This is a genomic window from Pseudomonas sessilinigenes (assembly GCF_003850565.1).
Taxonomy (GTDB): Bacteria; Pseudomonadota; Gammaproteobacteria; order Pseudomonadales; family Pseudomonadaceae; genus Aquipseudomonas; species Aquipseudomonas sessilinigenes.
Window position 1 is genome coordinate 3,815,273 of the sequence record NZ_CP027706.1, and the last position, 13,759, is coordinate 3,829,031.

Sequence of the window (13,759 nt, forward strand, 5' to 3'; positions counted from 1 at the left end):
CAAGCCTGGAGCTTGCCGCTTGCCGCTGACTCTTAGTTTGGCTCGCTGAAGTCGTAGTGCAGTTCGTTGTCCCGCTGGCTGATGCGCACTCCGGCCAGGGCCTTGCCTTCGAGCATGCGCGTGAGGAACTCGCGGCTCATGTCCGGCAGCAGGCTGTTGGTCAGAATGGCGTCGATCATGCGGCCACCGCTTTCGGTCTCGGTGCAACGCGAGACGATCAGGTCGATGACGGCATCGTCGAAATCGAATGGCACCTTGTGGGTGCTTTCCACGCGCTTCTTGATCCGGCCCAGTTGCAAGCGGGTGATGGCCTTGAGCATCTCGTCGCTCAGCGGGTAGTAGGGGATGGTCACCAGGCGGCCCAGCAGCGCCGGCGGGAAGATCTCCAGCAGCGGCTGGCGCAGGGCCTTGGCGATCTCTTCCGGCTCCGGCACGTCCTGCGGGTTCTTGCAGACATCGGCGATCAGCTCGGTACCGGCGTTGGTGGTGAGCAGGATCAGGGTGTTCTTGAAGTCGATCATGCGGCCTTCGCCGTCTTCCATGACGCCCTTGTCGAATACCTGGAAGAACATCTCGTGCACGTCCGAGTGGGCCTTTTCCACTTCATCCAGCAGCACCACGCTGTAGGGCTTGCGCCGCACGGCCTCGGTCAGCACGCCGCCTTCGCCGTAGCCGACGTAGCCGGGCGGGGCGCCCTTGAGGGTGGAGACGGTGTGGGCTTCCTGGAACTCGCTCATGTTGATGGTGATGACGTTCTGCTCACCGCCGTACATGGCCTCGGCCAGGGCCAGGGCAGTCTCGGTCTTGCCCACCCCGGAGGTGCCGGCCAGCATGAACACGCCGATCGGCTTGTTGGGGTTGTCCAGCCCCGCGCGGGAAGTCTGGATGCGCTTGGCGATCATCTGCAGGGCATGGTCCTGGCCGATGATGCGCTTCTTCAGGTGCTGGTCGAGGTTGAGCACGGTCTCCAGCTCGTTGCGAGCCATGCGGCCCACCGGGATCCCGGTCCAGTCGGCCACCACCGAAGCCACGGCCTGGTAGTCCACGGTTGGCAGGATCAGCGGGTTCTCGCCCTGCAGGGCGCTCAGGCGTTGTTGCAGGTCCACCAGCTTCTCGCGCAGGCCGTGACTTTCATCGCCCACGTCGCTGTCCACCAGGCCGACGTTCTCGCGCAGTTGGGCACGGGTGGCCAGCAGCTCGTCCACCAGGGTCTTTTCTTCGTTCCAGCGGCTTTCCAGCTCGGCCAGGCGCTCGCGCTCGGCCGCCAGCAGGTTCTCGCTGTTGACCTGGCGCTGGCCGATGGCGACGCCGATCGCCTGTTCCCGGGCAATGATCTGCAATTCGGTTTCCAGGGCCTCGATACGCCGGCGGCTGTCGTCCACCTCGGCCGGCACGGCATGCAGGCTGATGGCGACCCGGGCGCAGGCGGTGTCCAGCAGGCTCACCGACTTGTCCGGCAGCTGGCGCGCCGGGATGTAGCGATGGGACAGCTTGACCGCTGCCTCCAGGGCTTCGTCGAGGATCTGCACCTGGTGGTGCTGTTCCATGGTCGAGGCCACGCCGCGCATCATCAGCAGCGCCTTGTCTTCCGAGGGCTCGGCCACTTGCACCACCTGGAAGCGCCGGGTCAGGGCCGGGTCCTTCTCGATGTGCTTCTTGTACTCGGCCCAGGTGGTGGCGGCCACGGTGCGCAGGGTGCCGCGGGCCAGGGCCGGCTTGAGCAGGTTGGCCGCGTCGCCGGTGCCGGCGGCGCCACCGGCGCCGACCAGGGTGTGGGCTTCGTCGATGAACAGGATGATCGGCTTGGGCGAGGCCTGGACATCCTCGATGACCTGGCGCAGGCGCTGTTCGAACTCGCCCTTCATGCTGGCACCGGCCTGCAGCAGGCCGACGTCGAGGCTACGCAGTTCGACGTCCTTGAGCGCCGGTGGCACGTCGCCGGCGACGATGCGCAGGGCGAAACCTTCGACCACGGCGGTCTTGCCCACCCCGGCCTCGCCGGTGAGGATCGGGTTGTTCTGCCGGCGGCGCATGAGGATGTCCACCAGCTGGCGGATCTCTTCGTCACGGCCGACGATGGGGTCGAGCTTGCCGCTGCGGGCCTGTTCGGTCAGGTCCACGGTGAAGCGCTTGAGGGCTTCCTGCTTGCCCAGGGCGCTGGGGGCCATGGCGCCGCTGGCTTCGCCGGGTACCGCGCCGGCATTGAAGCCATCGCTGGCGGCCAGGGCGTTTTCCGGCGAGTCGCCGATGTATTCGTCGAAGCGCTCGGCCAGGGTCTCGACCTTGATCTTGTCGAACTCCTTGGACAGCCCCAGCAACGCATGGCGCAGGCTTGGGGTCTTGAGGATGCCGATCACCAGGTAGCCGGTGCGTACCTGGCTTTCGCCGAACATCAGGCTGCCGTAGACCCAGCCGCGCTCCACCGCTTCCTCGACGTGGGACGACAGGTCGGTGATCGAAGTCGAGCCCCGGGGCAGGCGGTCCAGGGCCTCGGTCAGGTCCTTGGCCAGGCGTGCCGGCTCCAGGTTGAACTGGCGGATGATGCGATGCAGGTCCGAGTCCTGCAGCTGCAGCAACTGGTGGAACCAGTGGGCCAGTTCCACATAGGGGTTGCCCCGCAACTTGCAGAAGACCGTGGCGGCTTCGATGGCTTTGTAGGCAACGCTGTTGAGTTTGCCGAACAGCGCCGCGCGACTGATTTCACCCATGCTCTGTGCTCCTTGGTGTTTGTGAGGTAGTGGCCTGATCGGCGTAGTGCCGGGCCAGAATGAGATCCTTGGCATCGCTGCCGGGACGGCCGAGCCAGGTGTTGAAACCCAGGCGCTGGCGGCCATTGAGTTGCAGTTTGGGTACTTCGTCCTTGCGCAGGACCAGGTTCAGGTCCCAGTCCAGTTCGTGGCCCAGGTATTCGGCGACCCAGGCCACCAGTTCCTTGAACTGCTGGCCGTCGGGGAGCATCCCCAGGTAGTCGTCCAGCTTCAGCGGGCCGAGGCGGATGCGGAATTTGTGCTGGCGATCCCAGACATGGCTGCCCAGGCAGAAGTCCACTCCCAGCTGGTGGGCCTGGACTCCGAGCCGGCTGCGTTCGGGCAGCTCCAGCCACTGGCCGACGTATTCCTCGATGGCCACTGGCAGGCCGAAATACTCGCCGATGATCGCCCGCAGGCCGTCGGGGTAGCGGGTCTGCGCCGAGAGGTGGCCGCTGTAATGCAGTTTGGCGGTGTCGGCGATCAACCCCTGCTTGAGCAGGCTGGGCATGCCCCGGCCGCTCAGGGCGGCCAGGCGCGCCGACCAGTAGTCGTCGTCCGGGCGATCGTGGCTGACCGTTGGCCGGGCTTCGGCCCAGGCGCGATAGAACAGGCTCAGCAGGCGATGGTGGAACACGTCCAGAAAGCGTTTGCTGGTGCTGTCGGCGTTGTTGCGCTGGCGCTCGCGTACATATTCGGTGAGGTGCAGTGGCATCGGCCCGTTGGGGCCGCCCAGGCCGAAGAAGAACTGCTCCAGGCGGGTGCTGGCCCCGTCGTTGCCGGGGGTGACCGAAGCCAGGGTGGCTGGGGCGAAGGTGCAATCGGCCTGTTGGCCCAGGCGCAGCGGATCGTCCGCCAGGCGCAGGGAGTGACCGAAGCGCGGCAGTTGCGGCGACAGGCATTCGATACGCCGCAGGGCCTGGAAGAAGTCGTACTCCCAGGGCTCGGCGTGCATCGCCGCCAGCGTATTCAAAGAGTCGGACGACGTCCGGGCTTGGCTTTCCATCGCATGATCTCGCCGCGTTCGGTGGTACGGATCACCGTCTCGGTAAAACTGTTGATCGACACGTAGCGTGCCAGGAAGCGCTCGAATACGGCCCCGAGCAGGAACACCCCGGTGCCGCGAAACGCGTTTTCATCGAACTCCAGGGTGATCTCCAGGCCCCGTCCGAAGACGATCGGCCCGGGCATCGGCAGGCGCCGGGTCACCGCCTTGCTGCTGACCTCGCGCAAGCCTTCGATCTGCAGCTGCAGGGCCGCATCGTTGGTGTCGCCATACAAGCGCAGCAGTTCGCGCAAGGCCGCCGCGCCCTGGCCCTGTTCGCTCAGTGACAGGTAGTTCAGCGACAGCTGGCTGATCAGGCGCCAGGCCTTGCCGTCATGGGCGTGGCTGGCGCGTGGCCGGCTTGGCCCGGCCAGGCAGCGGATGGCCTGCACCGGGGCGCTGTCGGCCAGGGTGAAGTCGGTCTTGCCGCTGCCCGCGTTCATGAACAGCGGCAGGTCGCGGTTGGTACACAGGGCACTGACCCCAAGCTGGCGCAGGTCATGGCGATAGGGCGCCTGCTGGCTGTCTACCAGGCTGACGAAGGATTCGCTGCCGATGTAGGTCGAGCGCGGGCCATTGCGCCGCTGGTCACTGGACAGTACCCGGGGCTCGCGACGCAGGATGTAGTAGGCCTGGTCGCGGCCATAGCGTGACGGGTCGCGCACGGCATAGAACGGCAGGAATGGCTGCTCCGGCCCGGTGCCGTGGCCGCTGAGGGTGCTCAGCGAGTGCACTTCATAGTCCATTGGCCGGGTGCGGTCGGCGATCACATGGTGCTCGTTGACCCGGTCGGACAGGTGGATGCGGTCCAGGCGCTTGGGGAACAGGTTGATGGCCGGGGTGCAGAAGGGCACGAACTGGCTGCTGCCGACGCTGCCTTCCAGGCTCTGTTCGAAGCGTTCGAACAGCACGATCAGCTCCAGCTCCTGGCCGGCACAGCGCTGGACGGCGCGGCCCAGTTGGGCGAATTCGACGAACAGGAAGCGGTTGGGCAGGGCGAAGTATTCCTGCAGCAGGCGGTAGCCCTGGAACGCCTGGGGCACCACGGGCAGCGCCGCATCGCGATCGTCGAAACCGCGCGAACGCAGGGCGTCCTGGGGCAGGCGCTCGACCCAGTCGCCACCCGGGGCCCGGGCGAAGATCGCGCAAGCGTTGCCCAGCAGTTGTTCGTACAGGCGAAACGGCAGCTCGTCGTTGCCGTTCAGGTACAGCGGCAGTTCGTCCAGGGCCAGGCTGCAAAATGGCAGCTCGGCGCCGGTGCGCAGGGTCAGGCGCAGCCCGGCCTTGGCCTTGGGCTCGCTGGCGGCCAGGCGCCCGAGCACCGCCGTCGGGTTGCCGAAATACTCGGCCTGGGTCACTTGCAGTGGCCACAAGGTCACCGGGTGGGCGGTGCGGTACTCGCAGCAGGTCTGGGTATCGCGACCCAGGGCGGCGCGCAGGCTGGTGCCGCGCTCCAGGGTGAAGCCGCTGCCCAGGCTGCCTTCATCGGGATCGGCCTGCAATTGCACCACGGTCATCGAGGGAGTCGGTGCCAGGTAGTGCGGGTAGGCGATTTCCAACAGGTTATGGGTGAAGGTCGGGTACTCGGCGTCGAGCTTGAGCTGCACCCGGGCCGCCAGGTAGGCGAAGCCTTCCAGCAGGCGCTCGACATAGGGGTCGGCACAGTCCATGCCCGACAGGGTCAGGCGGCTGGCGATCTTCGGGTATTCCTTGGCGAACTCCGCGGCGCTCTCGCGCACGTGGTGCAGTTCCTGGTTGTACAGATCCAGCAGGCGCGGGTTCATGGGCGCCTCCGGGAGTCACCCTGGACCACCCGGACATGCCCGGACTCCAGGTCCATGTCGGTTTGCAGCAGCAGGCGCAGGGGCATCGGCTGGGCCCACAGGTCGCCTTCGATCTCGAAGCTCAGGGCGTTGTGGTTCATTTCGCCGGGCGCGGTACGCGCGCGTACCCGCAGGGTGCTGCGCAGGATTCGTGGTTCGAAAGTAGCGATGGCCTGGTGGATCAGAGCCTCCAGGGCCGGGATGTCGATGCTCGAAGCGCTGTACCCGGCCAGGGCCGGCAGGCCGTAGTTGACCACCGAAGTACCGGCGGGGGTGTGCAGGGTGGCATCGGCTTCCAGCAATGAGGTGGTATTGAGCAGCCAGGCGAGGTCGCGCAGGACCGAGGCCTTGAGCTGGCTCAGGGACAGCACGCGCTTGTCCGGGCTTTCTTTCAGGTTGCCGGGTTCGTCGTCGGTCAGACGATCCAGCAGGGAAGGTTGCAAGCGATCGCGGGCGGCGATGTCGGTTACCAAAGGGTTCGCTCCAGGATCGGATTGCGCAGGCAGGACGTCAGGAAAATGGATACAACCTCAAAACGCACAAACCTGTAGCCGCTGCCGCAGGCGACGAGACCCGGGACGTTGCCCGGGCCTTGGATTGCCTGCGGCGCGACCGCAATGGATCAGCGCTTGGTGTTCGAGCGGATGTTCCAGCCGTACTTGATCGGGCCGCCGTCCTTGGTGCCGTCGGCTTTCTGCGGTTGGTACTCGACCGCCACCTGGGCGAAGTTCAGGGTGATGTTCTCGGTCAGGCGATCGTCGCTGCCCGAACCACCGGTGCTCAGGGAAGTGATCAGCACTTCTTCCAGGTCGATGATCATGTACTCGACCTGGCTTTCACCACCGGCCTTGCGCACGGTCAGGCGCACCTTGTCGATGTGCTTGCCGCTGGAGCAGTGCATCATCAGGTTCGGCGAAGCCTTGTCGACGTACTTGGTCAGCGACAGGTCCTGGATGTTGACCTTGCCCGCGCCGCCGCCACCGCCTACGTGCATGTTGCCGGACTGGGACATGCCCCAGCTCCAGTTCAGCACGTCGATCTCGTCCTTGTGGGCTTTGTCCATGGACTCGCCCTTGATGTCACCGATCTTGATGAAAATATCAACAGCCATGTTTTCTCCCTGTGTGGCACTTGCCACGATGTTTGTTCAGCTTTGTGGCCACCGCCGCGGAGCGGGCGGTGGCTACAGGTTGGGTCAGGCGCCTTTTGCCGATGGCAGCTTGGATACCAGGCGCAGCGAAACGGTCAGTCCTTCGAGCTGGTAGTGCGGGCGCAGGAAGAACTTGGAGTTGTAGTAGCCAGGGTTGCCTTCGACTTCCTCGACCACCACTTCCGCCGCGGCCAGAGGATGCTGGGCCTTGGTGGTTTCGGTGGAGTGCGCCGGGTCGCCATCGACGTAGTTGAGGATCCAGTCCTGCAACCAGCGCTGCATCTCGTCCTTCTCTTTGAAGGAGCCGATCTTGTCGCGCACGATGCACTTCAGGTAATGGGCGAAGCGGCAGGTGGCGAACAGGTACGGCAGGCGCGCAGCCAGGTTGGCGTTGGCGGTGGCGTCCGGGTCGTCGTATTCGGCCGGCTTCTGCAGCGACTGGGCGCCGATGAAGGCCGCGAAGTCGGTGTTCTTCTTGTGTAGCAGTGGCATGAAGCCGTTCTTGGCCAGTTCCGCCTCGCGACGGTCGGAGATGGCGATCTCGGTCGGGCACTTCATGTCCACGCCACCGTCGTCGGTGGGGAAGGTGTGCGCCGGCAGGTTCTCCACCTCGCCACCGGACTCCACGCCGCGGATCCGCGAGCACCAGCCGAAGTGCTTGAATGAGCGGTTGATGTTCACCGCCATGGCGTAGGCCGCGTTGGCCCAGGTGTACTTGGAGCTGTCGGCGCCGTCGGTGTTCTCTTCGAAGGCGAAGGCCTCCACCGGATCGGTCTTGGCACCGTAGGGCAGGCGCGCCAGGAAACGCGGCATGGTCAGGCCGATATAGCGCGAGTCTTCCGATTCACGCAGGGAGCGCCAGCCGGCGTATTCCGGGGTGGTGAAGATCTTGGTCAGGTCCCGTGGGTTGGACAGTTCCTGCCACGAGCCCATGCCCATCACCGTCGGCGAAGCAGCGGAGATGAACGGAGAGTGCATGGCCGCGCAGACCTTGGACAGCTCGCCCAGGAGCTCGACATCCGGTGGCGACTGGTCGAAGTAGTAGTCGCCCACCAGGCAGCCATAAGGCTCGCCGCCGAACTGGCCGTATTCCTCTTCGTACATCTTCTTGAACATCGGGCTCTGGTCCCAGGCCGTGCCCTTGAATTTCTTCAGGGTCTTGTGCAGCTCCGGCTTGGAGATGTTGAGCACGCGGATCTTCAGTTGCTCGTCGGTCTCGGTGTTGTTCACCAGGTAGTGCAGGCCGCGCCAGGCGCTTTCCAGCTGCTGGAATTCCGGGTGATGGATCACCTGGTTGACCTGGGCGGTGAGCTTGGCGTCGATGGCGGCGATGATCGATTCGATCGACTTGATCGCGTCGTTGGACACCAGGTCGGTCTGCGCCAGGGCTTGTTCGGCCAGGGTGCGGACCGCGGTTTCCACGGCTTCGCGGGCGCGCTCGGTCTTGGGCTTGAATTCTTGCAGCAGCAGCGAGGCAAATTCGCTGGCCTGTTCGGTGGCGCCGGGTTGGGCCTGATTGTCACGCATCAATTCGGTCATGATCGTTGGTCCTGATTAAGCGTTCGGCTCGGAGTCCACAGGCTTTGGCGCGCTCGCCAGGGCCTGGAGCAACGCCGGATCCTTGATGGCTTTCATGATGATTTCTTCGGCACCGGTCTTGCCGTCCATGTAGGTCAGCAGGTTGGCCAGCTGGGTACGGGCTTCCAGCAGCTGGTTCAGCGAATCGACCTTGCGCGCCACTGCCGCCGGGCTGAAGTCGTCCATGCTCTCGAAGGTGATGTCCAGGCTCAGGTTGCCTTCACCGGTCAGCTCGTTGGGTACGTGGAACGCCACCCGTGGCTGCATGGCCTTGAGGCGCGAGTCGAAGTTGTCGACATCGATTTCCAGGAACTTGCGATCGGCCACCGGGGCCAGGGGCTCGGCAGGCTTGCCGGCCAGGTCGGCCATGACGCCCATGACGAAAGGCAGCTGGACCTTTTTCTCGGCGCCGTAGAGTTCGACGTCGTATTCGATCTGTACCCGGGGCGCGCGGTTGCGCGCGATGAACTTCTGAGAACTTTGCTTCGCCACGTTGTGCTCCTGGTCGCTGCTGCGACGGTATTGGCGTCGGTCGGTGATTGCCGTTGACGTTACTGCTCGGTCCGCCCGGGGTTAGTCGGATTCGGGGCCGCGCAGGTTTTCAAATTGGGACATGCCGTCGGGGATCAGATTGCGCACGATGGCCGCGAAGTCGGCGTTGACCAGGTTCTTGGCTCGGTTGAGCAATACCGGTAGCGGACTCGAAGGCTCGTGGCGGCTGTAGTAGGCCAGCAGGCGGTCGAGGCTGCGCAGCACGTCGTCACGGCTGTTGATCTCCCCGGAAACCCGAGGCTGGGCCACTGCCGCCGGGGCACTGGAGCCCTCCAGGGCCGGAGCCTCGCTCGTTTCTTCGACGGGGTCTTGCGCACCTTGGGGCGCGTGCTGGCCCAGCACCTGAAGGGCCAGGCGCAGTGGCTGCTTGAGAGCGCTGAGGTCCACGCCACTGGCGGAACCGACTTGTTCGCTGACCTGCTTTTCGATGGATTCGGCTGCCGAGCGAGCGTTGCTCAAGGCAGTGCGAATGGCGTCCAGGTGCACGGGGTCGCTGTCCTGCAGGGCGCCGGCCAAGTGGTCGGAACCCAGGCTTTCGCCAGAGAAGTGCTGCAAGCCGGCGGCATTGAGTGCCGCCCGCACGCTGACCGGGCCGAAGGTCCGGGAGCGCGTGAGGATCGCCTCGCGCAGCAGGCCGACGGTGGTGTCGGATGCCAGGCCGGCCAGGGCGTTGATACGTACGGTGGGGTCGTTGTCGTCGTCGGCATCCAGGTGTGGATGCAGGTCTGCCCAGTAGTCCCGGAGCAGGCCGTTGATCAGCTCGAGGCTGGTGGCCAGGCCCGGAAGGCCTTCGAGGGCCAGGGTGCTCTGCACCAGGAAATGGGTGATGCGCAGGTCTTTGCTGCGTGCCAGCAAGTCCAGGCTCTGCTGCTGGATGCTGCGCCACTCCGGCGGCTCGGCCGGGAGGATCGAGTCGCCCATGCTGCGCTCGGGCTGGCCTTGTGCGGCCCGCTCCAAATGCAAGAAATCCGCGTCATATTCCAGATCTTCGCCGCAGGGCGAAGTTGCTGAAATGGCGGCGAGCAACATCGGTACATCCACCTGGTTTGATCTCCCTATCAGCCTGCAGGACAGTCAGGCAGTTAATGCGCTAGTTAATTGTGAACTCGCGCACATTTCTTGGTTTATATAGACTCGCTGATACTAGTGAGCCATCATCCGTGTTCAAGAAGTTGTGCATTTTTGGTGTAGTAGTTGTGGCTTGTCAAGGTAAGCTATTCGCCCTGCATGACAGTGTTATGTCGCCTTATTAGCTCCTTGACCGGCGAGTCAGATCACGGTGGGGAGAAAGGCTTTTGTCATCTGTGTAGTTTAAGTTGAGCGAACATGCTGTGAACGGCGCTGTTTAAGGGATTTTTTGCGGGCTTTTCATCTTTTCATGGAACTTTTTCCCCGCCGCCGGTTCGCACGCGGAAGTACAGCAAGGAGGCGCGATGTCGCTGTGTTTGACTATCACTAGTTATCACAAGATTACCCCTGGTCAATGCCCTGAGAAACTAATGGATCAGGGAATGATGGCAATTGGCCGTAGTTCCGATAATGACTGGGTACTTCCTGATCCCGAGCGCTTAGTCTCGGCGCGACATTGCGTCATCCAATACAAGGATGGCCGCTATTATTTGACCGATAACAGTACTAATGGTGTGGAGTTAGTCCATGCCGGTATTCGTATGCGTCGGGGTAACAGCGAGCTTCTGGAAGACGGCGAGATTATTCGTATTGGCGATTACGAGATCAGTGCACGGATAGACTTCGGTCTCAATCGCGCTCAAGAGCAAGCCTTCTCCGGGGACAACGCCAACAGTTTCGAAGCGCTGATGGGGCGCCAAGCGGCGGCGCCGACCCCTGTCGAGCCGATCTCCCTGGCGCCGGTGGCGCACTTCCAGGGGGCCTCGGCCCAGGACACCTTTCCCGACCTGTTCGATTTCCTGGCGCCGAGTGCCACGCCTCCGGCTACGCAGCCCGATCATGTTCCTGCCGAACAGCATGACTTTCGCCCGCCGACCCCGACCGCTGTGCCCCAGCCAGTGCCCCAGGTGCAGCCGCAGCCAACAGCGCCCCTGGGCGGCTCGATGATCCCGGAAGACTGGGATCTGTTCGCCGAGACGCCGGCCCGGCCTGCGCCGCAGCCTGAAACTGCACCAATGGCGCCGCCGGTCGTGGCGCCGTTTGCCGGTATTGGCGACTTCGACGCACAACCCCCGCAACCGCAACCGCAACCGCAACCGCAACCGCAACCGCAACCGCAACCGCAAGTGGCTGTTGCGCCAGAGCCAGTGCCACCCGTTGCCCCGGTAGCGCCTGTCGCCCCGGTGGCGCCGATGCCGGTCGCAGAGCCCGTGGTAGCGCCGTCCGTCGATTTGTTGCAGGCGTTCCTGCGTGGGGCCGGGCTTGAGCAGTTGCGCATCGATCCGCAGCAGGCCCAGGCCCAGATGGAAAGCCTGGGTCGCAGCTACCGCCTGATGGTCGAAGGGTTGATCGACGTACTGCGTGCGCGCAGCAGCCTCAAGGGCGAGTTCCGCATGCAGCAGACGATGATCCGCCCGGTAGAGAACAACCCGCTGAAGTTCGCTCCCAATGTCGACGAAGCGATGCTCCTGCTGCTGCGCCACAGCAACCAGGCGTTCATGGCCCCGGACCAGGCGGTTCAGGACAGTTTCGACGACTTGCGAGCCCACCAGCTGGCGGTCATGGCAGGGGTGGAGGCGGCCATCAAGCACCTGCTCGGACGTTTCGAACCCAGCGAACTGGAAGCGCGCATGAGCAAGCCCGGTGGCTTGGGCAACCTGTTCAGTGGCTCGCGCCAGGCCCAGAACTGGCAGCAGTTCACCGCGCTCTACAAGCAGATTTCCAGTGAGGCCCAGGATGATTTCCAGGACCTCTTCGGCCGCGAGTTCAGCCGCGCCTACGAAGAACATACCCATCGGTTGCGCCGCTCCTGAGCGCGGCCTGGAAGCCCTACACACGGATACACGGACAGCTGATACGTCATTGAGGACGCAGGATGATTCAACGATTGCTGACATTGGTCGCCATGCTGGTACTGGCGGCTTGTGCCAAGGACACCCCACCGCCAGCCGCCGAGCCGGCCAAGGATGGGCCCGGCGCCACTTCGGTGGAGCTGCACTTCCAGGCCAACCCCGGGCTCAATCCCAGCCCTGATGGCAGTAGTACGCCTGTGCGGGTACGGATCTTCGAATTGAAGAATCCGGCTGCCTTCATGCGCGCCGACTACTTCGCCCTGGCCGAGCGGGCCTCGGCCACCCTGGGTCCCGACCTGATCGACCAGGACGAAGTGCTGGTGCAGCCGGGCGACCAGTTCACCCTCAAGCGCACCCTGGACCCGGCCACTCGCCAGGTCGGCCTGCTGGTGGGCTTTCGCGAGATCGACCGGGCCCTGTGGCGGGTCAGCGTCAACACTGCGCCGCGCCTGAACAACGCATATCAGATCAGCCTCGATCTTCGCGCGGTCAGCGCCGAACTCGCGGCGTCCCCATCCAGCCCCGCCCAATAGGCAATCGGAGCAACCATGTCCTGGAACAATCGAGTGGTCTGGTCGGAAGGCATGTTCATTGGAACCCAGCACTTCCAGCAGCACGACCGTTACCTGGAAAACCTAATCGACGCTCGCAGCCGCCCGCTGTCGGCCGGCGCCTGGGGTTTCTCCGAACTGCGCATCGACCAGGGCCTGCTGGCCCAGGGCAAGCTGGCCATCATCAGTGCTCGCGGCCTGTTGCCCGACGGTACGCCGTTCAATATTCCCCATGACGACCTGGCGCCCAGCCCATTGAGCATCGACGACAAACTGCGCGATGGCCTGGTGTACCTGGCCCTGCCGCTCAAGCGCGCCGGGGCCCGGGATACCGTGGACGAGGGCGAGGAGCTGGGGGGCGCGCGTTACCTGAGCCAGGTCCGTGAGGTGCGCGACGATAATGCCCCCTTTGAAAACCGTGCGCCGGTGGCCGTTGGCTCCCGGGCCCTGCGCCTGCTTACGGCCCAGGATGGCCTGAGCGACTACGCCGCCATCGGTGTGGTGCGGGTCAAGGAGAAGCGTGCCGATCGTGCCCTGGTGCTCGATGACAGCTACATCCCGCCGTTGCTGGATGTCGCAGCTTCCAAGCCGTTGAGCGCCTTTCGCAGCGAGCTGCTGGGGCTGTTGCACCAGCGGGGCGAAGCCCTGGCCGGGCGCGTGGTGGCCTCGGGGGCGGGCGGCGCTTCGGAAATCGCCGATTTCATGCTGCTGCAATTGGTCAATCGTGCGCAGCCGCTGATCAGTCACCTGAACCAGATCAGCCCGCTGCACCCGGAGCGCTTGTATAGCGAGTTGGTGAGCCTGGCTGGCGAGTTCTCGACCTTTTCCAACAGCAGCCGACGCCCCTTGGATTTCCCGCAGTACCAGCACGACGAGCTGGCCCTGAGCTACGCCCCGGTCATGCAGGCGCTGCGCGAGGCCCTGTCGATGCTGATCGACAGCAAGGCCACGCCGATCCCGATCGTCGAGAAGGCCTACGGCGTCCATGTGGCGATGCTGGCCGACCGGACCTTGCTGGAAAACGCCAGCTTCATTCTGGTGGTGCGCGCCGACGTGCCCGGCGAGACCCTGCGCGGGCGCTTTGCCCAGCAGAGCAAGGTGGGCTCGGTGGAGCACATCCGCGACCTGGTCAACCTGCAACTGCCGGGCATCGGCCTGTTGCCACTGCCGGTGGCACCGCGCCAACTGCCGTACCACGCGGGCTCCACCTACTACGAACTCGACCGTGGTAGCGAACACTGGAAACAACTGGCTCATTCCGGTGGCTTCGCCTTTCACGTCGCTGGGGAATTCCCGGGGTTGAACCTGGCCTTCTGGGCCATTCGAGGATAA

11 protein-coding genes are annotated in these 13,759 nt (G+C 64.4%); 3 read left to right on the top strand and 8 right to left on the bottom strand.

From position 1 onward, the window contains the following. Positions 1-32: 32 nt before the first annotated feature. The 8 genes from tssH to tssA all read right to left on the bottom strand — a co-directional run bounded on the left by tssH (position 33) and on the right by tssA (position 9,936). Positions 33-2,708 carry a type VI secretion system ATPase TssH gene (gene tssH, locus C4K39_RS17595; protein WP_068577613.1) on the bottom strand — a complete coding sequence of 892 codons (2,676 nt, stop codon included), beginning with the start codon at positions 2,706-2,708 and terminating at the stop codon, positions 33-35. Next, the gene (gene tssG, locus C4K39_RS17600) at positions 2,701-3,753 is read right to left on the bottom strand and encodes a type VI secretion system baseplate subunit TssG (RefSeq protein WP_068577614.1); all 1,053 of its coding nucleotides are present in this window, start codon (positions 3,751-3,753) and stop codon (positions 2,701-2,703) included. The genes tssH and tssG overlap by 8 nt, the downstream gene beginning before the upstream one ends. Next, positions 3,717-5,576: a type VI secretion system baseplate subunit TssF gene (gene tssF, locus C4K39_RS17605; RefSeq protein ID WP_068577617.1), complete on the bottom strand. Its 1,860-nt coding sequence runs from the start codon at positions 5,574-5,576 to the stop codon at positions 3,717-3,719. Before tssF ends, tssG begins: the two co-directional genes overlap by 37 nt. Continuing rightward, positions 5,573-6,088: a type VI secretion system baseplate subunit TssE gene (tssE, locus tag C4K39_RS17610; protein ID WP_124347087.1), complete on the bottom strand. Its 516-nt coding sequence runs from the start codon at positions 6,086-6,088 to the stop codon at positions 5,573-5,575. The genes tssF and tssE overlap by 4 nt, the downstream gene beginning before the upstream one ends. Positions 6,089-6,237: 149 nt before the next feature. Then, complete coding sequence (locus C4K39_RS17615; protein WP_022641870.1) at positions 6,238-6,726, bottom strand: Hcp family type VI secretion system effector; 489 nt, start codon at positions 6,724-6,726, stop codon at positions 6,238-6,240. A gap of 84 nt (positions 6,727-6,810) precedes the next feature. Then, positions 6,811-8,304, bottom strand: coding sequence for a type VI secretion system contractile sheath large subunit (gene tssC, locus C4K39_RS17620; protein WP_068577625.1), 1,494 nt, complete (start codon positions 8,302-8,304; stop codon positions 6,811-6,813). Positions 8,305-8,319: 15 nt separating this feature from the next. Beyond that, complete coding sequence (tssB, locus tag C4K39_RS17625) at positions 8,320-8,835, bottom strand: type VI secretion system contractile sheath small subunit (RefSeq protein ID WP_058436126.1); 516 nt, start codon at positions 8,833-8,835, stop codon at positions 8,320-8,322. Positions 8,836-8,916: 81 nt separating this feature from the next. Further along, complete coding sequence (gene tssA, locus C4K39_RS17630; RefSeq protein WP_124347088.1) at positions 8,917-9,936, bottom strand: type VI secretion system protein TssA; 1,020 nt, start codon at positions 9,934-9,936, stop codon at positions 8,917-8,919. A 392-nt stretch (positions 9,937-10,328) separates the two neighbouring features. On the opposite strand from tssA, the gene tagH reads away from it, so the two are divergent. From tagH to tssK, 3 genes are all read left to right on the top strand, one after another. Continuing rightward, a complete protein-coding gene (gene tagH, locus C4K39_RS17635; protein WP_124347089.1) occupies positions 10,329-11,837 on the top strand; it encodes a type VI secretion system-associated FHA domain protein TagH in 1,509 nt (502 codons plus the stop codon). A gap of 62 nt (positions 11,838-11,899) precedes the next feature. Then, positions 11,900-12,409 carry a type VI secretion system lipoprotein TssJ gene (tssJ, locus tag C4K39_RS17640; RefSeq protein ID WP_124347090.1) on the top strand — a complete coding sequence of 170 codons (510 nt, stop codon included), beginning with the start codon at positions 11,900-11,902 and terminating at the stop codon, positions 12,407-12,409. A gap of 15 nt (positions 12,410-12,424) precedes the next feature. Beyond that, positions 12,425-13,759: a type VI secretion system baseplate subunit TssK gene (tssK, locus tag C4K39_RS17645; RefSeq protein WP_068577633.1), complete on the top strand. Its 1,335-nt coding sequence runs from the start codon at positions 12,425-12,427 to the stop codon at positions 13,757-13,759.